We start from the raw sequence: 18,345 nt of genomic DNA, 5'->3' as shown, positions 1-18,345 counted from the left end.
TGCGCTACGCCGTCGCCCTCAGCTCCGTGCCCAGTTCCCGTCGGGCGCGGGCGGCGGCGCCGACCGGGACGGCGTCGGCGGCCAGGGCGGCCCGGACCAGGCGGACGGGGTGGCCGCTGACCGGGGGGTCGGCGGCCAGGGCGGACAGGACGGCGGGTTCCAGCAGGGGCCAGGCGCGGCTGACGCCCCCGCCGACGACCACCGTGGTGATGTCGGCGACGCCCGCCGTGATCACGATCGCGCGGGCGATGCCCGCCCCCGCCGCGCGGTACACGGCGAGGGCGTCCTCGTCGCCCCCGGCGGCGGCCTCGGCGACTTCCCGGGCGGTACGGCTGCGGCCGGTGCGGTCGGCGTAACGGGCGCCGATGGAGCGGCCGGAGGCCAGCGTCTCCAGGTGCCCCCGGCCGCCGCAGGAGCAGGGCAGGTCGCCGAAGCCGGGGATGTGCCCGATCTCGCCGGCCGCGCCGTGCGGGCCCGCGTACAGGGCGCCGTTGGTCCACAGGGCGCCGCCGACGCCGGTGCCCAGGGTCATGCCGAGGACGTCGGCCTCGCCGCGCACCGCTCCGCCGCAGACCTCTCCGTAGAGGAAGGCGTTGACGTCGTTGTCCAGGTAGGCCGGGACGCCGAGGGCCGCTTCGACCGCGGCGGTGACGGCGAATCCGGCCCAGTCGCGGAAGGAGTCGCTGGCGACCAGGATGCGGCCGTTCGCGGAGTCCACCACCCCGGCGGCGCCGATCCCGGCGCCCACCAGGCGGCCGGGCGTACGGGCCAGCAGCGGGGCGAGCGCGTCGAGCGCGGCGCCGACCATGGCCGGGCCGCCCTCCTGTGCGGGGGTGGCGGTCTCCGCGCGGTCGAGGACGGTCAGGTCGTCGGAGCAGAGGACCACCTGGGTGGTGGTGCCGCCGATGTCGATGCCGGCGAGGAGCGGCCGGAGGGTGGGGGGCATGGCCGGTTCCTGCGGGGTGTGCGGGGTGGGAAGGGGTCGGGTCACGCCTGGGCCTCCGTACGGCCGGCCGCGAGGGTGGCCAGGCGCTCGGCCCTGCGGCCCCGCTGCACCACCGGGTCGGGCACCGGTACGGCGGCCAGCAGACGGCGCGTGTAGTCGGTCTCCGGGTGCAGCAGGGTCCTCCCGGTGGGGCCCTGCTCCTCGATCCGGCCGGCGCGCATCACCACGACGCGCTGGGCGAAGTGCTGCACGACGGCGAGGTCGTGGGAGACGAACAGGCAGGCGAAGCCCAGCTCGCCCTGGAGTTCGGTGATGACCTCCAGGACCGCTTCCTGCACGCTGACGTCGAGCGCGCTGGTGGGTTCGTCGGCGACCAGCAGCCGGGGTTCCAGTACCAGGGCGCGGGCCAGGCTGACCCGCTGGCGCTGTCCGCCGGAGAGTTCGCGGGGTGCGCGCCGGGCGACCTCGCGGGGCAGCCGGACCCGGTCGAGGACGGCGGCGACCTTGGCCTGCCGGTCCTTGGCGGACAGGTCGCGGCGGTGGATCCGGAGCGGTTCGGCGACGCACTCGCCGACGGTCATCCGGGCGTCGAGGGAGGCCACCGGGTCCTGGAGGACGACGCCGATGCCGGCCCGCAGGGCCCGGCGGGCCCGGGCGCGGGTGCGGGCGAGGTCGGCGCCGAAGAGGGAGACGGTGCCGGAGGTGGGCGGGATGAGGCCGAGCGCGACCCGGGCGGCGGTGGACTTGCCGGAGCCGGACTCGCCGACCAGGCCGAGTGTCTGCGCCGGTTCGACCCGGAACGACACTCCGCCGAGGGCGCGGACGGCGGCCTTGCCGCGGCCGAACAGCACGGAGACGTCCCGCAGTTCGACCACGGGTTCGGCCGCTGGTTCCGCCGCTGGTCCGGCAACGGATGCGTCCACGGATTCAGTGGCGGATTCGGCTGCGGATCCGTCCGCGCGGCCTCCCGCGGTCCGGTCCCCGGAGGCGCTGGGGCCGGCGGGCGGGGCCGACGGCCCAGCCCTGCGGGCCTGGGCGGTCGCGGGAGGCCGGCCGGTGCCGTGCTCCGCCGCGGCGGACCCGGCGGACCCGGCGGAGCCGTCCGCCGCCCCGGCGACGGACAGCCGGGGCACTGCGGCCAGCAGGCGCCGGGTGTAGTCGTGGGCGGGGCGCAGCAGGACGTCCTCGACCGGCCCGGTCTCCACGATCTCCCCGCGGTACATGACGGCGACCCGGTCCGCGAAGTCGGCGACGACGCCCATGTTGTGGGTGACGAGCAGCACGCCGGTGCCGGTCTCGGCGGCGAGCCGGCGCAGCAGGTCGAGGATCTCGGCCTGCACGGTGACGTCGAGCGCGGTGGTCGGCTCGTCGGCGATGAGCAGTCCGGGCTCGTTGGCGATGGCCATGGCGATGACGACGCGCTGGCGCTGGCCGCCGGAGAGCTGGAAGGGGTAGGCGCGGGCGCGCTTGCCGGGTTCGGGGATGCCGACGCGGCGCAGCAGTTCGACGGCCTCGGCGGCGGCGTCCTTGGCGGTCACCTCGCGGTGGTTGCGGATCACCTCGGCGATCTGCTTGCCGATCCGGGTGAGCGGGTCGAGCGCGGTGGCCGGCTCCTGGAACACCATGGAGACGGTCCTGCCGCGCAGCGCCGCGAGGCTGTTCTCGGGGGCGCCGACGATCTGGGTGCCGGCGATGACGGCGCTGCCGGTGGCGCGGGCGTTCGCGGCGAGCAGGCCCAGCGCGGCGAGCGCGATGGTCGACTTGCCGGAGCCGGACTCGCCGACCAGGGCCAGCGTCTCGCCCGGCCGGACCTGGAGGGAGACACCCTTGACGGCGGGTACCTCGCCGGTCTCGGTGGTGAAGACGACGCCGAGGTCGTCGAGTTCGAGGATCGGGCCGGACGCCGCGGTGCGGGCGGCGGCGGGGCCCTTGGTGGTGGCGGTCATCCGCGTCCCCTCACATCGAATGCGTCGCGGAGTCCGTCCCCGATCGCGTTGAACGCCCACACCACCAGGATGATGGCCAGGCCGGGCGGCAGGATCAGCCACCAGTAGCCGGAGTAGGCGGCGGTGAGTCCGGCGGAGAGCATGCCGCCCCAGTCGGTCTGCGGCGGCCTGACTCCCATGCCCAGGTAGGAGACGTAGGCGACGAGCAGGATGGCGTCGGCGACCTGGAAGGTGGCGGCGACGATGACGGTCGAGACCGAGTTGGGCAGGATGTGCCGCAGGATCGCCCGGGCGTGCGTGCCGCCGATGGCGCGCAGGGTCAGGACGTAGTCGCGGTTCTTCAGGGTCAGTGTCTCGGCGCGGACCAGCCGGGAGGGCACCAGCCAGGACACCAGGCCCAGGATGAGGACGAGCCCGGCCAGGCCCGGGGTGGTGATGGCGGAGACCACGAGCAGGATGAACAGGGCGGGGATCGCGATGCCGGCGTCGACGACGCGCATCATCACGGCGTCGATCCAGCCGCCCGCGTATCCGGCGGCGGCGCCCCACAGCGTGCCGATGACGGTGGCGAGGACGCCCGCGGCGAGGCCGACGACGAGCGAGACCTTGCCGCCGTACATCAGCCGGCCCAGTTCGTCGTGGCCGACGGCGTCGGTGCCCAGCCAGTGGGCGCCGCTGGGGGCGAGGTTGACCTGCTGGAGCATGGTGTGGGTCTGGTCGGTGGAGTACACCAGCGGGCCGGCGAAGCAGAACAGGAAGAAGAGGACCACGACGGCGAGCCCGACGACGGCCAGCCTGTTGCGCAGGAAGCGGCGGACGGCGAGCCGTGCGCCGGAGGCCTCACGCGGGGCGGCGGCCTTCGCCGGGACCGTGTCCGGCTGGATGACGGCGCTCATGCCCGGCCTGCCTTCACTCGGGGGTCGATGATCCGCTGGACGATGTCGGCGAGCAGGGTGCCGGTGACGGTGGCGACGGCGATCACCAGGACGCAGCCCAGCAGGACCGGGTAGTCGGAGGACTGTGCCGCCGTCCAGAACAGCAGCCCCATGCCGGGGTAGTTGAAGAGCTGTTCGACGACCAGGGCACCGCCGAACAGCACGGGCACGTAGTAGCCGAGCATGGCCACCACGGGCGTCAGCGAGTTGCGGAACACGTGCCGCCGCAGGATGGCGCCGGGGCGGGAGCCGCCCGCCCGGGCGGTGCGGACGTAGTCCTCGGAGAGGTTCTCCAGGGTGGCCGCGCGCATGTACCGGCTGAACACCGCGACCATGGAGGCCGCGCCCGCGACGACCGGCAGCACCAGGGCCTGCGGGTCGGAGAAGACCTGGCCCAGGGTCTCGCCCTGCGGGGCCTGCGAGGGGAACCAGGCGAGCTGCTGGCTGAAGACCAGGACCAGGATCAGGCCGAGGAAGTAGACGGGCGTGGAGTAGGCGATGAAGCTGAGCGTGGTGATGACGTAGTCGGCCGCCTTGTTGCGGCGCACGGCCTGCCACATGCCGAGCGGGATCGCGAGGACGAGGCCCGCCAGAGCCGACAGCACGGTGAGGACGAGGGTCTTCGGCAGTCGCTCGGTGATGAGCTGGGAGACGGGCTCGTTGAGGGTGTACGAGGTGCCGAGGTCGCCGTGCAGCAGTTGGCCGAGGTAGTAGAAGTACTGGACGGGCAGGGACTTGTCCAGGCCCTGTTCGTGGTTGAAGCGGGCGATCTGCTGGGCGGTGGCCTGCGGCCCGAGGATCCCGCGCGCGGGGCCTCCGGGGAGGGCGTGCAGCAGGCCGAAGACGACGATCGTCACGATGACGATCACGGCGACGGCCTGCAGGACGCGTCTGATCAGGTACGAGGAAGTGCTCATGTGTTTTCCGGTCGCTTCGTCTCTGTGGCGCGCGGGCGTCACCTGGACAGGGGCGTCACTGCGACATGGGCGCCGGCGCGGGTGCCGGCCCGGCGGGTGCCGGTGCGGCAGACAGGTGGGCGGCGGGTGCCGGTGCGGTGGGTGCCGGGTGGGCGGGTGCCGGTGTGACGCGGGTGTGCGGCGGGGGTGTGCGCGGGGTGCGGCCGGCCGGGCGGCCGGGTGCCGCCGGCCGGGTGCCGCGGGCCCGCGCGGGAGGGACCGGACTTACTTGGTCCACTTCCACATGGCGGGGTGGAAGTTGGCGAGGGAGTCCTGGGCGAAGCCGCCGAGGCCGTTCCTGACCACGGAGATCTGGTAGTCGGGCTCGGGCAGCCAGACCACGGGGAGGTCCTTGGCGAGTGCGGCGCTGTACTTCTGCACCGCCTCGTTCGAGGAGGAGGTGGTGGTCTCGGTGATCAGCTTGTCGACGTCGGCGTTGGAGTAGCTGCCGAAGTTGGAGCCGCCGCCGGTGGCGAAGAGCGAGTCACCGCTCGGGTAGGCGGGGAAGTACCAGCTGCCCGCGGTGCCGAAGAAGGACAGCTGCCACTTGCAGCCCGAGTCGCCGGCGGTGCACTGCCCGGCCTGCGACAGCACGGAGTTGACCGGTGCGGTCTTGATGCCGAACTTGATGCCGGTCTTCGCGAACGACGACTGCAGCGCGCTCATCATGTTGTCGGTCACGGTCGAGCCGGACTGGGACAGCACCTGCATCTCGAACTTGGTGCCCTTGTCGACGCCCGCGCCGCACTGGTCGCCGCCGGTGCCGGGGCTGGTGCACACCATGGTGCCGCCCTGCTCGCTCCAGCCGTGGTCGGTGAGCAGCTTCCTGGCCTTGGCGGTGTCGAACGGGTACGGGTTGTTCTTCTGCTCGGCGGAGACGAAGGACGACTCCTGGCCCTGCGGGATCGGACCGTAGGTGGGAACGGCGCTGCCGTTGAGGACCACCTTGGCCAGGGTGGTCTGGTCCACCGACATCTGGATCGCCTGGCGGGCGTACAGCTGCTTGAACACCGGGCCCATGGCGGGGTTGTTGAAGTTGTACGGCATGTAGGTGATCGCCCAGCCGCTCCACGGCTTGACCGAGTAGCCCCTGGCCTTGAAGGACGCCTCCTGGCCCAGGTCCGTGGCGTTGATGTAGCCGTAGTCCACGGTGCCCGCGCGCAGCGCGTTCTCCTCGGCGTCCGTGGTGGTGAACGGCAGCAGGTTGACGTTCTTGATGTTGGCCTTGCCGCCGCCGTCGTACTTCGCGTTGGCGGTCAGCTGGACCTTGCCCGCGGTCGAGAACGACTTGATGGTGTACGGGCCGCTGACCGTCTTCCACAGCGGGTCGGTCGCGTAACCGGAGATCTTCTTGGCCGCGTTGTTGAGGTACGTCCAGACCTGCTTGGCCCCGGCGGGGGTGCGGTCCAGGTCGGAGACGGCGCCGGAGTCGCCGGTCTTGTCCCAGACGTGCTGCGGCATGGTGCGGATCATGCTCAGCTCGTTGGCGAGCATCCACTCCTGGTTGTACGCCTTGTCGAAGGTGAGGGTGAAGTGCGTGGCGTCGATCGTCTTGAACGAGGTCCAGTTGTCCGGTGCCTTGCCCGGGCTGTAGCTGGCCCAGTCCGCCTTGTTCGCCTTGACGAGGTTGAACCAGAATTCCACGTCACGGGAGGTGATCGGCTTGCCGTCGCTCCAGTGGCGGTTGCCGAGGGTGATCGTCACGCTCTTGCTGTCCGCGGCGAACTTGGCGTCGGTGGCCAGCGAGTTGGCCTTGTTCCAGCCGACCTTGCCGGTGGAGCCGTCGTACGCGATCAGCGGCTCCCACACGGCCTGGGATATGGAGGAGTTGTTCGTGTTCAGATGGGCGGCGGTGCCGACCGGGAGGATCCAGTTCGGTGTGAAGTTCGCCGGGAGGGCGTAGTTGACGGTGTCCGACGACGACGGACCGGAGGACGAGGTACCGCCTCCGGAACAGCCGGTGACCAGCGCGCCGGTGATGACGGCGGCACCCGCGACGAGGGCCCAGCGGCGGCCGGCCGCCGTGTGAGCAAGGAACATGACTCTCCTCAGAGTGAAAGGACCCGCAAACGTCCCGGGAGGACCCGGACCGGCGCCGCGGGATCGGCGCTGTGCATGGCGACAGTCAACGACGGACGCGCCGAACAAACAAACAAGAATTAGTAACAAGTAAGTTACTCCGATCTCGATGAAAGTCCCCTCCGCCCGCTCCGGACGCCTCCGAAGGCGTTTATGCACCATTTTGAGGCGGATTCACGATGCACCAGCACGCTCCACTTTCTTCACGGAGCTGTTCCCCGCCCGCCAGGACGGGCGTACTGTCTCCGTCACACCCAACACCGCGGAAGTTACTTCGTACATGACTGAAATAAGTGCACGGGACCGCAAGAGCACCAAGGGCGTGTCCGCGAAAGGCACCGCGTCGAAGGGCGCCACGACGAAAAGCCCCACGCCGAAGGGCGCGACCCTCGCCACGCGGGTCCTCGAACTCGTCGCCTCGGGGCAGGCCTCGTCCCGCGCCGAACTCGCGCAGCTCCTCGGCGCGGCCGCCTCCACCATCTCCCTCACCGTGGCCGAGCTGGTCGAACGCGGACTCCTCGCCGAGGAGGGCACCCAGTCCTCCACCGGCGGCCGCCCCCGCAGGGTGCTCAGGGCGGGCAGCACCGACGAGTACGCCGTCGCCGCCGACGTCGGCGGCCGGCACGCCCGGATCGGTGTGGTGCTCCCGGGCGGCGGGGTCGGTGACGTCGCCACCGTGCCCTTCGAGATCGCCGACGGTCCCGAGGCCGCGCTGCCGCGGCTCGCCGAGCACCTGGAGGCCCTCGCCCAGCAGCGGGGCCGCGACCGGCTGCGGGGCGTCGGGCTCTCCCTGCCCGGCCCGGTGGACGTCACCGCCGGCGCGGTCGTCCTGCCGTCCCGGATGCCCGGCTGGAACCGCTTCCCGGTCGCCGCCTGGCTGGAGGAGCGCTTCGGGGTCCCGGCCGTCGTCGACAACGACGCCAACTGCATGGCGGTCGGCGAGCAGAGCGTGCGGCCCGCCGGGCACCGGCAGTCGATCACGGTGAAGATCGGCTCGGCGATCGGCGCCGGTGTCATCGCCGACGGGCACCTCTACCGGGGCGCCACGGGTGCCGCGGGCGACATCACCCACATCCGCATCGACGGCGGCGGCGCCGACGTCCCCTGCTCCTGCGGGAACACGGGCTGCCTGGAGACCGTGGCCTCCGGTGCCGCGCTCGTGCGGATCCTGCGCGAACGCGGTCTGGACGTCACCAGCCCCGAGGACGTGGTCCGCCTCGCCGGCGACGCCGACCCGGAGGCCACCCGCGCCGTCCGTCAGGCGGGCGACCACCTGGGCCAGGTGCTCGCCGCCAACGTCAACTTCTTCAACCCGGACGCCGTCTACCTCGGCGGCATCCTGTCCACCCTGGAACCGTTCGTCGCCGCGGTGCGCAGCCAGCTCTACGAGAGCTGCCACCCGCTGGTGACCGAGCACCTCACCATCGAGCGGGCCGTCCTGGGCGCCGACGCGGGACTGGTCGGGGCCGGGCTGTTCGCCCTGCAGCGCGCCCTGGCCCGCGCGCTGAGCGAGGCCGGCGGCACCGCCGCCCGCGCGGGCGGCCCGGACCGGTTCCCCGCCGTCACTCCTCTCCCCAGGAGCTGACGGCCGCTCGACTCGGCGTGGGCCGGACGAACCCGCGCCCGGCCCACGCCCCGAGCGGCCCACGCCCCCCTCCCCGACCGCACACCCCAGGCCAACTCCACGCCCCACGCCGTCCACCCGCACGAGGAGCCATGTCGCACACCCGCACCGCCGTCGCCCGCCCGGTCATCGCCGTCGCCGGCCTCGGCATCGAGTCCTCCACCTTCTCCCCGGCCCGTACCGAGGCCCCTGCCTTCTACCCCGCACGCGGTGCCGCGATATTCGACCGGTACCCCTTCCTCGCCCCCGGCCGGGAACTGCGCGAGGCCGCCGAATGGCACGGCGCCCTGGTCGGCAAGTCGCTGCCCGGCGGCACCGTCACCGCCGCCGCCTGGACCGCGCTCACCGACGAGCTGATCGAGCGCCTCGCCGCGCTGCCCCGGCTGGACGGACTGTGGTACGACATCCACGGCGCCATGACCGTGGAGGGGATCGACGACGCCGAGGCCGTGCTGCTGGAACGCATCCGCGCCACCGTCGGCCCGGACGTGATCGTCTCCACCTCGATGGACCTGCACGGCAACGTCTCCCGTGAACTCACCCACCGCAGCGACCTGATCACCTGCTACCGGATGGCGCCGCACGAGGACCACATGGAGACCAAGGAGCGTGCCGTGCGCAACCTGGTCGACCTGCTGGTCTCCGGCGCCCCCCGCCCGGTCAAGGCGTGGGTGCCGGTGCCGGTGCTGCTGGCCGGCGAGCAGACCTCCACCCGGATCGAACCCGCCAAGAGCGTGTACGCGGCCGTCGACGAGGTCGAGGCCGCCGACGGCGTCACGGACGCCGCGATCTGGGTCGGCTACGCCTGGGCGGACGAGCCCCGCAACCGCGCCGTCGTGGTCGTCACCGGTGAGGACACGGCGGCCGTCGCGGCCGGTGCCGAACGCCTCGCCCGGGGCTTCTGGGACGCCCGCCACGACTTCGGCTTCGTCGCCCCGACCGGCACCTACGACGAACTCCTCGACGAGGCCCTCGCCTCCGACCAGCGGCCGTACTTCATCAGCGACACCGGCGACAACCCCACCGCGGGCGGCGCCGGCGACGTCACCTGGGGCCTGACCCGGCTGCTGGAGCGTCCGGAGTTCCAGAAGGACGACGGACCGACCGTCCTCTACGCCTCGGTGCCCGGCCCGGCCGCGATCGAGACGGCGGTGGCCGCCGGGGTCGGCGCCACCGTCACCGTCACCGCCGGTGCGGAGGTGGACGACCGGCACGCCGGACCCGTCACCCTCACCGGGGTGGTCCACTCGGTCCGGCACGGCGACCGGGACGCCGAGACCGAGGTCGTCGTCCGCGTCGGCAGCGTGTACGCGATCCTCACCAGGCTGCGCAAGCCGTACCACCACGAGCACGACTTCACCGACCTCGGCCTCGACCCGCGCTCCGCCGACATCGTGATCGTGAAGATCGGCTACCTGGAGCCGGAGCTGTTCGACATGTCGGTGGGCTGGAAGATGGCCCTCACCCCGGGCGGTGTCGACCAGGACCTGGTGCGCCTGGGCCACCGCCGCATCCGGCGCCCCATGTTCCCCTTCGACCGCGAGATGGCCGACCCGGACCTGACGGCCCGTATCATCCCGGCCTCCGACCGGCCGCTCACCGGGGACGACGAGTGACCGGCCGCACCACACGGCCGCTCGACGCGACCGGGCCCCGGACCGGCGGGGCGGACCCGGCGCAGGCTCCGGTGGAAACCGGCGAGGTCGCCGCGGACGGGCGGCCCGGTCCGGCCGGACGGGGTCCGCGGCCCGCGCTGGAGATCGCCGTCACCTCACCGGCGGGCGCCCGGGTCGCCCTCGCGCACGGAGCCGACCGCGTCGAACTCTGCACAGGTCTCGAACTGGGCGGTCTGACCCCCTCGGCCGCCCTGGTCGAGGCGGTCGCCGCCGTGGGTCTGCCGGTGCAGGTGCTGGTCCGGTGCCGTCCGGGTGACTTCGTCCACGACGCCGAGGAGACCGCCCTGATGGTCGCCGAGGTACGGTCCGTGCTCGCCTCCGGGGCCAGCGGCGTGGTCGTCGGCGCGCTCACCGCCGACGGCGGCCTCGACACCGGCGCCGTCGCCCGCCTCGCCGAGGCGGCCCACGACGCGGGCCGTCCGGTCGAGGTGACCCTGCACCGCGCGATCGACGTCTCGGCGGACCCGGTCGCCACCGCCGCGCTGCTGCCCGGCCTGGGACTCACCCGGGTGCTCACCTCCGGCGGCGCCCCGGCCGCCGCGCAGGGGCTCGCCCGCCTCGCCGCCATGGTGGAGGCCGCGCCCGGCGTGCAGGTGATGGCGGGCGGCGGGGTGCGCCCCGCCGACATCCCGGCGCTGACCGCCGCGGGCGTGGCAGCCGTCCACCTCTCCGCCAAGCGCCGCGCCGCACCCCGGCGCGGCGGCGCGTGGATCCCGCTGGGCGCCGCGAGCGGGTCCGCCGAGCAGGACACGCACTTCGTCACCGACCCGGCGGTGGTCGCCGAGGCCCGGAGCATGCTGGAGCCGCGCTCCACCGGCTGACCGGGGCGGGCGGGCGATCTGTGACCGGCCGGCGGACCGGGCCGGCGGGCGGCGGGTGACCGACCGGCGGACCGGGCCGGCCGGTCGGGGGCGTCGCTGCGCGAACGGGTTCACTTGCCGGAGCCGACGTGGTAGCCGACCGGGTCGACGTAGACGTCGGGCGCTTCTCCGTCGGGGGCGGCGACGGTGATGTTCAGGCCGTCGAGGTTCACGATGGAGGACACGGTCTCGTTGGGCGGGGTGACGTCGAGCCTGGTGTAGGTCTTGCCGGAGCCGCCGGTGGCCGGGATGTAGTGGAGCAGGAAGCGGGTCTCCTCGCCGGGCGCGATGGTGACGGTGGAGGCCGTCGTGTCGGTGCGGGCGGCATCGGGGCCGGTGTCGCCCAGGCCGTCGGGGCCTATCAGCTGGACGCCGGGGAAGCCGTGCATGCTGCACGAGCTGGGGCCGTTGTTCTTCAGGCTGACGACGATCTCGTTCTTGACCATGGCGGAGGCGGCGCTGAAGCCGAGGTTGTCGGTCTTGCAGCGGGCACCCGACCCCTTGGCCCCGGCCCGCGTGGTGGTGGCGCCGCCGCCCGAGCGGGAACCGGAGGAGGAACCGGAAGACCCGGAGACGGAGCCGGACGAGCCCGAGCGGGAACCCGCACCCGAACCGGAGGCCGGGGCGGAACCCGAGCCGGACGTCGAGCCGGAGCCGTCGGCCGAACCCGAGGCGGCGTCGGAGGCCGAGGACCCGTCGCCGGCGGAGCCCTGCGCGGCGGCGGACGCGTTCGTACCCGAAGCCGCACCGGATCCGGTACCGCCGCCGCACGCGGTCAGCGAGAGGCTTGCGGCCGTGACGACGAGGGCGAGGACGGAGAGCTTCTTGACGCGCATCGGTAACTCCTGGGAAGCGGTGTCGTCCCGCTCGTGCGAACCGAACGGGGCGCTGTCACCTCATGGGACACCCGCGGCCGGGTGATCCGCTGCGGTGGGAGGTGGATCAGGACGCCCCTGTGACAGACGAGTCGAACGGCCGTGACGAGGAGACGGCGCAGTCCACGCAGACGGCGCACACCCGACAATCCGGCCCGGTTCAGCGGGCGGTGCGGTCCCCGCGGTGGCCGGAGATCCGTCCCGGGTGGGTCTGACCGCGCTCGAAGTACGCGACCGGCTCGGGGGCGAGCGGCTCGATCCCGCGGGGGCGTGCCGCCCGCGCGCAGCGACTCGGGAGCAACAGGCCTGTGGTGTACTGCCGTTGGGCGTGCCAGTCCTTGAAGTACCAGTCGCCGCCGTAGCCGACGAAGTGCCGCACCCACACGAGTCTTGACCTCGCCGATCCCGCCGCGCGCGATGATGTCGCGCATCAGCCGTACGACGGGCATGTGGCGCATGTCGTGGCCGACGTGGAGGCGGGTGCCGGTGGCGCGGGCGGTGCGTGCGATGCTGCCGCGCAGCCCGTAACCGATGACGCCGAGGCGCAGGTCGCCAGGTCCTGTCGTGGGGTCGTCGGTCATGGCGTGACCGCCTTTCTTCGGGGGCGTGCCGGTGCGGGGGCGGGACGCGGGGGCCGCGGGCGCGCGGGCGCCGCGGACCGCCGACCGGTCCGTGGCGCCCGCTGCCCTGCTGCCCTGCGGAGGTGCTGTCCTGCCGCAAGTCAGGGGTGCACGAGGACGTGGGCGAGTGCCACCCGTCCGGTGCCGGTGAGCCGGACACGGACGTAGCGGGCGGTGGTGTCGGTGTCGAGGAGGGTGGGGCGCAGCGCCTTGCCGGTGATGTGCACGGTGGTGGCGTCGGAGAAGTCCGCCGAGGCGGCGAGCTGCACGTCGAAGCCGGCGGTGGCCATGGAGGCGTCGTTCCAGACCTCGACCTGTCCGACGTGGTGGGGGGCGCCGAGGTCCACCTGCCACCAGGCGCCCGGCTCGGAGAGGGTGCGGGTGTCGGTGGTGGTGTCACCGTCGGTGGCGCGGACAGCCGCGGCCGTGCCGTCGGTGGAGGACTGGCGGGCGGTGCCGGTGCGGGCCAGGTCGGGGCGGAGCCGGTCGACGCGGCCCCGGCCGTCCGCCCCCGCCGCCTCGGCGACCTCGACGGCCTCGGCCGGCAGCCGGTCCAGCTTCGTGTGGTTGCCGGTCATGGTGGAACCGGTGCCGGCGAGGGCCGGGGCGTCGGTGTCGGTCCAGTTGCCGGTGGCGTGGTTGTCGATGCCGTAGTCGGCCCAGTTGGAGACCCACTTGTAGCCGACGCGGGTGACGACGTTGCGGGTGACGGCGATGTGGCTGGACTGTTCGTCGAGGTAGATGCCGTTGCCGTCGCGTTCGGTGTTCCCGTACGCGCTGCGGTCGATGTAGTTGCCGGAGATCACGGTGCCGGGCTGGGCGCCCTGCGTGTAGATGGCGGCGCCGTCGTGCTGCGCGTCGGCGACCCGCATGACGTCGGTGATCCTGTTGTCCGTGATGCGGTTGTCGCGCAGCACGGACTGCCGGGCCTCGGGCTGGTTCCAGCCCCAGCCCACGGAGATGCCGGAGTACGGGAGGTGGTCGAGGGTGTTGTGGTCGATGACGGTGCCGGCCTCGTAGCCCGCCCAGATGCCGACGGCGTCCGTGTACTCCACGCCGGTGCGGAGGACGGTGTTGTACGAGACCGTGTTGCGGGCCCCCGCGAGTCCGGGGGCGGGCGCGGGGTCGGTGTCACCGATGTACGCGGCGCCGGAGGAGAGGTCGGTGAAGCGGGAACGGGTGAGCGTGGAGTCCTGGGTGCCCTGTTCGAAGGTCACGCCCGCGCCGCCGAGGCGGGTGAAGGCGGCGTGGTCGATCACCACGTGGCGGCCGCCGCGGACGGTGAGCGCGGCGGCGGGCTTGGTGTAGTAGCGGCCCGCGTGGTCGACGGGGCCGGTGGCACCGGTCAGGGTGAGACCGGCCTGCGTGCCCGCGTAGCCCTCGTCCGTGTCCGGCTGCCGGTAGGCGGCGTAGGCGAAGCCGATGCCGGTGACGCGCACGTCGTGCGCGCCGTCGAGCACGAGGAGCCCTTCGGTGACCGGGGTGACGGCCTGGGAGCGGCGCGGGTCCTCGCCCTCGCGGGGCAGGTACGTGACGGTGCGCGCGGCCGAATCCCAGACGAACTCGCCGGGCTGGTCCAGGAGTTCGCGGGCGTTGTCGAAGTAGGCGACCCCAAAGTAGCGGGAGGAGTCGACGGCCGTCGAGTCCCAGGCGGGTCCGGTGCGGTCGGTCCCGGACGCCGAGTTGGTCCAGCAGGGCTGGGCGAAGGTCAGCACGTCGCCGGTGACGGCGGCGATGCGGCAGTGGTAGTTGCGCCAGCGGACGCTGATGACGGCCTCGGCGTCGGTGGGCCGGGCCCAGTGCGCGATGCCGGTCTTCTCGGCGCCGCTCATGCCGGTCCGGGTGGCGTCGCAGACGGCGGCGGGACAGGACTCGCCCCGGGCGCGCACGGCTCGCCGCCCGTCGACGAACAGCTGGCGGGGTGTGATGCCCTCGGGCACCTTCGCGGTCCAGGTGCCGTCGCCGTTCACCGACCAGCCGGTCAGGGTCCGCCCGCCGGAGAGCACGGGCCGCGCGCCGGGAGCCGCGGTCCAGGTGACCCCGGAGTCCTGCGCGCCGAGCTTCAAGGGGGTGTTCAACGTGTAGGTGCCGCCCGCGAGTTCGACGCGCACGGCACGGCCGGTGACGGCGCGGGCGGCGTCCCGCGCGCCCTCCACCGAGCAGGGACGCCCGGGGGTGCAGTGGGCCCCCGAGCCGTGCGGCGCGGCGTACAGGACCTTGGGTGCGGGGGCTGTGCCCGGGGCGGCCTGGGCGGCGGGCGGCGGGGCGAGGAGCAGCGCCGCTCCGACGAGGAGGGCGGCACCGAGGGTGCGGACCGTGCGGGGGGTGCCGGCCGGGCCCGTGGGGGCGGCCGGGCCGCGGGTGGCTGCCGGGACGGTGGCGGCCGGCCCGGTGGGGCGCGTGGTGCGGGTGAGTGGTCCCATGCGATGTCTCGTGCGATGCCTCATGCGATGACCTTCCGCTCGGGGACTGTGGTGCGGGGCCGGTGCGGGCTCTGCGGGCGGGGGCGGCCCGGCGCTCACGCTGCGGCCGTCCAGTCCGGGTGCCCCGGCATCGGCGGGTTCTCCGCGCCGAACAGCCAGTCCCGCAGGAACCGGTCCAGCGAGCGGTCGCCCGTCACGGTGACGGCGTGGGCGATGAAGTCCTCGCTGGTGACCGTGCGGTCCCTGAAGCGGCGCGGCCACAGGCCCATGATCCGGTCGAACCGCCGCCCGCCCACCTTGAGCCGCAGCGCGTAGAGCACCAGCGCGCCCCCGTCGTAGATGTTGGTGCCGCCGAGCGCCTTGGGCAGTCCGGGCGGCCCGTCGCCGGCACGGACCGCGTCGAGCCTGGCGTACGTCGCCTTCATCTTGTCGGCCATGACGGACCAGCCGCGCTCCTCGCTGTAGAGGGCGGCGTAGTACACGGCCGGCCCCTCGTTGAGCCAGGCCTGCTGCCAGTCGTGCGGGGTGACGCTGTCACCGAACCACTGGTGGGTCAGCTCGTGCACCATGGTGGTCTCGTACGTCGGGTCACCGCCGGCGCCGGTCCTGAACCAGTTGGTGCCCATCAGGGTGAGCGTCGTGTTCTCCAGGGCGTCGGTGTACCCGTCGTAGATGTGGAGGCCGTACACGGAGAACGGGTAGCGGCCGAACTTCGCCTCCAGCCAGGCGAGATGGTCGGCCGTGCGGGCCACGATCGGGGCGTAGACGTCCTCCTGGCCCCGCGGGACGACGTGCCGCAGCGGCAGCCCGGTGTGCGAGGTGCCGTACAGGTAGGTGCCCTTGACGACGGCGATGCCGAGCAGTTCCGTCGGCATGCGCTCGCGCAGCGCGAAGTGCCACACGGCCGATCCGTCGGCGCGCTCGTCCTTGCCGGTCAGCACTCCGTTGGCGGTGGCGACGTACCCCTGCGGCGCGTGGATGTGGAAGGTCCAGGTGGCCTTGTCGGACGGTGTGTCGTTGCACGGCAGGAACGTGTCGGCCCGCGACGACTGGGCGGCGCAGGCGAAACCGCCGTCGGAGCCGAACCGCCAGCCGGTCAGTCCGGCGCGCGGCGCCTTGCCGTTGCCGCGGTAGGCGACGGTGACCTCGAAGGGCGCGTCCTCGCGCAGCGGCGCGGCCGGGGTGACCGTCAGCTCCTGGCCCGACCGGCCGGCGGACAGGGCGTGGGAGGCGGGGCGGCCGTTCACCGTGACCGATTCGACGGTGTGGCCGTCGGTGTCCAGGTTGAACGACGACAGGTCCTGCGTGGCCCGCGCGTTCAGTCTCACCACCGCCGTGAAGTCGTAGGTCACGGGGGTGAAGTCGAAGGTCAGGTCGTAGTGGACGACCTGGTAGCCGCCGTTGCCGAGGGTCGGGAACAGCGGGTCGCCGACCCCGTCGGAGCCGGGGCGCGGGTCGAAGCCCGCGGCACCGGCGGGCGAGCCCAGCACCGGTACCGTGAGCGCCGCGGCGACCGCCGCCCTGGTGAGGAACGCGCGTCTGCTGGTGGTCACTTCTTCTCCTTCCGCTCCTGCTGCGAGGCCTGCTCGAACTCGGCGCGGCATGTGTCGCCGCCGGCGCGGCGCCACTTCTTGACCAGCGCGTCGTACGCCGAGAGCGGTTTGCGTCCGGTGATCAGGTCCTTGAGGCCGTCGAGGTGGATGGTGTAGAGGCTGCCGAGCCCCTTGGAGTCCCAGGTCGGCGAGGAGTAGCTGAGGGTCGGGTCCTCGATGAGCTTCGGGATGAGCACCGCGTACGCCTCGTGCACGTAACGGGCGGCCTGCGGGTGTGTGGCGCTGAAGAACGAGGGTGTGGCGGAGGCGAGTTTGCCCCACGGCACGGTCACGTCCTGGGTGCCCTGCTTGGTGAGGACGGGGGTGCCGTGCGCGTCCCGCTCGTAGTCGACGTTCTCGACGCCGTAGTTGATGAGGGTGTATTCGAGCGATCCGAAGGGCGAGGCGGCGAAGTCGGCGAGCCGCAGCAGTTCCCCGACCCGCTTCTGGCTCGCCCTGCGGATGTAGCAGTTCTGGAGGGAGACGTTGTCGGTCCAGGTGACCGCGTCCTTGCCGACCGGGACCATGGGCCGTACGTCGAAGGACCGGTCGATGGCGGCCATGGCGTCGACGTATCCGGTGGCCGTGGTCAGGTACGCCGGCATGCCGTCGTAGACGTAGGCGGCCCTGCCGTTCCTGAACAGGTCCGTGTACTGGGCCTTCTGGGCGCCGGACATCTGGACGGTGCCCGGGTAGTAGCAGCCCGCCCGGTAGAGCTGGGCGGCGGTCTCGACGGCGTACCGGTACCTGTCGTCCTCCAGCTGGTAGGTCCACTTGCCGGTGGTGCGGTCGAAGCGCCAGAAGTGCTGGGCGCCGGCGGACATGGCGAGCAGGTTGGTGCTGCCGCCGGTGAAGAAGTACTGCTTCTTCCTGGCGTCGGTGAGGTCCTTGGCCAGCTCGACGAGCCGTTCGATGCTGTCGATCTGGTCGAGTCCGGTGACGCCGGCCCGCCGGAACAGGTCGGCCCGGTAGAAGCCGGTGCCGCCGCTGCCCGAGCGGGCGATAGGGATGCCGTAGAGCTTGCCGCCCTTGATGGCGTCGCGCCAGGCGTACTGGGGGATGGCGGCCAGGTTCGGGTAGGCCTTGACCTTGTCGCCGGAGAGGTGGGGGCCCAGGTCGGCGCATTTGGCGGCGAGGAAGGAGCCCACGTTGTCGACGCCGCCGGTCTCCGGGTACATGAAGATGTCGGGCAGCTGGTCACCGGCGACCATCGTGGAGAACTTCGCGGGGTAGTCGTCCGCGGGCACGGCGGTGAAGTCGACCTGGGTGCCGAGCAGCTTCTCGATCTCCCGCCAGGCCGCGTTCTTGCCGCGCTCGGGCGGCAGCGGCGCGAACGTCTCGGTGACGGCGGTGATCTTCTCGGCGCCCTCGAGCGGGGTTCCCGAGGTCGCGCGGACCAGCCGGGCGGGGTACGTGAGGAAGGCGTTGGGCACGCCCGCCGCGGTGCCGGGCAGGTCGGCCCTGATGCCGATGTTGCGCACGGTGGTGGCCGGCAGCAGCTTGGTGCTCTTGGCCTCGGCCTTGGCGGCGCTGCCGCCGTCGCCGCACGCGGCGAGCAGCGGCGCCGCGGCGACGGCGAGACCGGCGCCCGCACCCCAGCGGAACAGGGTGCGGCGGTCGACGGATGTGGTGCCGGACATGGCGGGACTCCTCAGCACGAGGGGGCACGGGGGGATTCGGATTCGGAGGGACGTCCGCGGGGAGACGCGGGCCGGGGCCCGGTGATGCGGGGTGCGGCGGTACCGGCGCGGCGGGTCGCGGTGACGCGGGGCGCGGGGGGTTGGGGGCGCGGGGGTCCGGGGAGGCGGTTCGG

Annotated in this window: 12 protein-coding genes and 1 pseudogene; 3 read left to right on the top strand and 10 right to left on the bottom strand. The window is 73.0% G+C overall.

From position 1 onward, the window contains the following. Positions 1 to 4: 4 nt before the first annotated feature. From AC6I72_RS36920 to AC6I72_RS36900, 5 genes are all read right to left on the bottom strand, one after another. Positions 5 to 946, bottom strand: coding sequence for an ROK family protein (locus tag AC6I72_RS36920; protein ID WP_498006086.1), 942 nt, complete (start codon positions 944 to 946; stop codon positions 5 to 7). Between the two features lie 41 nt (positions 947 to 987). Then, positions 988 to 2,892, bottom strand: a complete 1,905-nt coding sequence (locus tag AC6I72_RS36915; protein ID WP_498006084.1) for a dipeptide ABC transporter ATP-binding protein — start codon at positions 2,890 to 2,892, stop codon at positions 988 to 990. Beyond that, entirely contained in the window at positions 2,889 to 3,788 is a 900-nt protein-coding gene (locus AC6I72_RS36910; RefSeq protein WP_498006082.1) for an ABC transporter permease, read from the bottom strand. Before AC6I72_RS36910 ends, AC6I72_RS36915 begins: the two co-directional genes overlap by 4 nt. Beyond that, a complete protein-coding gene (locus AC6I72_RS36905) occupies positions 3,785 to 4,744 on the bottom strand; it encodes an ABC transporter permease (protein WP_498006080.1) in 960 nt (319 codons plus the stop codon). Before AC6I72_RS36905 ends, AC6I72_RS36910 begins: the two co-directional genes overlap by 4 nt. A 264-nt stretch (positions 4,745 to 5,008) precedes the next feature. After that, positions 5,009 to 6,823, bottom strand: coding sequence for a peptide ABC transporter substrate-binding protein (locus tag AC6I72_RS36900; RefSeq protein ID WP_498006078.1), 1,815 nt, complete (start codon positions 6,821 to 6,823; stop codon positions 5,009 to 5,011). A 319-nt stretch (positions 6,824 to 7,142) separates the two neighbouring features. On the opposite strand from AC6I72_RS36900, the gene AC6I72_RS36895 reads away from it, so the two are divergent. The 3 genes from AC6I72_RS36895 to AC6I72_RS36885 all read left to right on the top strand — a co-directional run bounded on the left by AC6I72_RS36895 (position 7,143) and on the right by AC6I72_RS36885 (position 10,983). Further along, complete coding sequence (locus tag AC6I72_RS36895) at positions 7,143 to 8,447, top strand: ROK family transcriptional regulator (protein WP_498006077.1); 1,305 nt, start codon at positions 7,143 to 7,145, stop codon at positions 8,445 to 8,447. 131 nt (positions 8,448 to 8,578) lie between these two features. After that, positions 8,579 to 10,102, top strand: a complete 1,524-nt coding sequence (locus AC6I72_RS36890; RefSeq protein ID WP_498006075.1) for a M81 family metallopeptidase — start codon at positions 8,579 to 8,581, stop codon at positions 10,100 to 10,102. Between the two features lie 71 nt (positions 10,103 to 10,173). After that, complete coding sequence (locus AC6I72_RS36885; protein WP_498006464.1) at positions 10,174 to 10,983, top strand: copper homeostasis protein CutC; 810 nt, start codon at positions 10,174 to 10,176, stop codon at positions 10,981 to 10,983. 110 nt (positions 10,984 to 11,093) lie between these two features. Here AC6I72_RS36885 and AC6I72_RS36880 read toward each other — a convergent pair whose 3' ends face one another. The 5 genes and pseudogenes from AC6I72_RS36880 to AC6I72_RS36860 all read right to left on the bottom strand — a co-directional run bounded on the left by AC6I72_RS36880 (position 11,094) and on the right by AC6I72_RS36860 (position 18,172). Further along, the gene (locus AC6I72_RS36880) at positions 11,094 to 11,858 is read right to left on the bottom strand and encodes a DUF4232 domain-containing protein (protein WP_498006073.1); all 765 of its coding nucleotides are present in this window, start codon (positions 11,856 to 11,858) and stop codon (positions 11,094 to 11,096) included. Positions 11,859 to 12,192: 334 nt separating this feature from the next. After that, positions 12,193 to 12,409 (bottom strand): annotated as a pseudogene (locus AC6I72_RS36875) (gfo/Idh/MocA family oxidoreductase); the annotation flags it as partial. 209 nt (positions 12,410 to 12,618) lie between these two features. Next, complete coding sequence (locus AC6I72_RS36870; RefSeq protein ID WP_498006071.1) at positions 12,619 to 14,940, bottom strand: galactose-binding domain-containing protein; 2,322 nt, start codon at positions 14,938 to 14,940, stop codon at positions 12,619 to 12,621. 95 nt (positions 14,941 to 15,035) lie between these two features. After that, on the bottom strand, positions 15,036 to 16,493 hold the full coding sequence (locus AC6I72_RS36865) for a M1 family metallopeptidase (protein WP_498006069.1): 1,458 nt from the start codon (positions 16,491 to 16,493) through the stop codon (positions 15,036 to 15,038). Then, positions 16,490 to 18,172 carry an extracellular solute-binding protein gene (locus tag AC6I72_RS36860; RefSeq protein WP_498006067.1) on the bottom strand — a complete coding sequence of 561 codons (1,683 nt, stop codon included), beginning with the start codon at positions 18,170 to 18,172 and terminating at the stop codon, positions 16,490 to 16,492. Before AC6I72_RS36860 ends, AC6I72_RS36865 begins: the two co-directional genes overlap by 4 nt. Between the last annotated feature and the right edge of the window lie 173 nt (positions 18,173 to 18,345).

This window comes from Streptomyces sp. Xyl84 (assembly GCF_059731885.1).
Note: the sequence above shows the minus strand (reverse complement) of the source record. Positions and strands in the feature narration are given on the sequence as shown.

Bases quoted from the DNA above. Each gene is read 5' to 3' on its own strand.
- AC6I72_RS36920 (WP_498006086.1), bottom strand. From the start codon at position 946: ATGCCCCCCACCCTCCGGCCGCTCCTCGCCGGCATCGACATCGGCGGC.
- AC6I72_RS36915 (WP_498006084.1), bottom strand. From the start codon at position 2,892: ATGACCGCCACCACCAAGGGCCCCGCCGCCGCCCGCACCGCGGCGTCC.
- AC6I72_RS36910 (WP_498006082.1), bottom strand. From the start codon at position 3,788: ATGAGCGCCGTCATCCAGCCGGACACGGTCCCGGCGAAGGCCGCCGCC.
- AC6I72_RS36905 (WP_498006080.1), bottom strand. From the start codon at position 4,744: ATGAGCACTTCCTCGTACCTGATCAGACGCGTCCTGCAGGCCGTCGCC.
- AC6I72_RS36900 (WP_498006078.1), bottom strand. From the start codon at position 6,823: ATGTTCCTTGCTCACACGGCGGCCGGCCGCCGCTGGGCCCTCGTCGCG.
- AC6I72_RS36895 (WP_498006077.1), top strand. From the start codon at position 7,143: ATGACTGAAATAAGTGCACGGGACCGCAAGAGCACCAAGGGCGTGTCC.
- AC6I72_RS36890 (WP_498006075.1), top strand. From the start codon at position 8,579: ATGTCGCACACCCGCACCGCCGTCGCCCGCCCGGTCATCGCCGTCGCC.
- AC6I72_RS36880 (WP_498006073.1), bottom strand. From the start codon at position 11,858: ATGCGCGTCAAGAAGCTCTCCGTCCTCGCCCTCGTCGTCACGGCCGCA.
- AC6I72_RS36870 (WP_498006071.1), bottom strand. From the start codon at position 14,940: ATGGGACCACTCACCCGCACCACGCGCCCCACCGGGCCGGCCGCCACC.
- AC6I72_RS36860 (WP_498006067.1), bottom strand. From the start codon at position 18,172: ATGTCCGGCACCACATCCGTCGACCGCCGCACCCTGTTCCGCTGGGGT.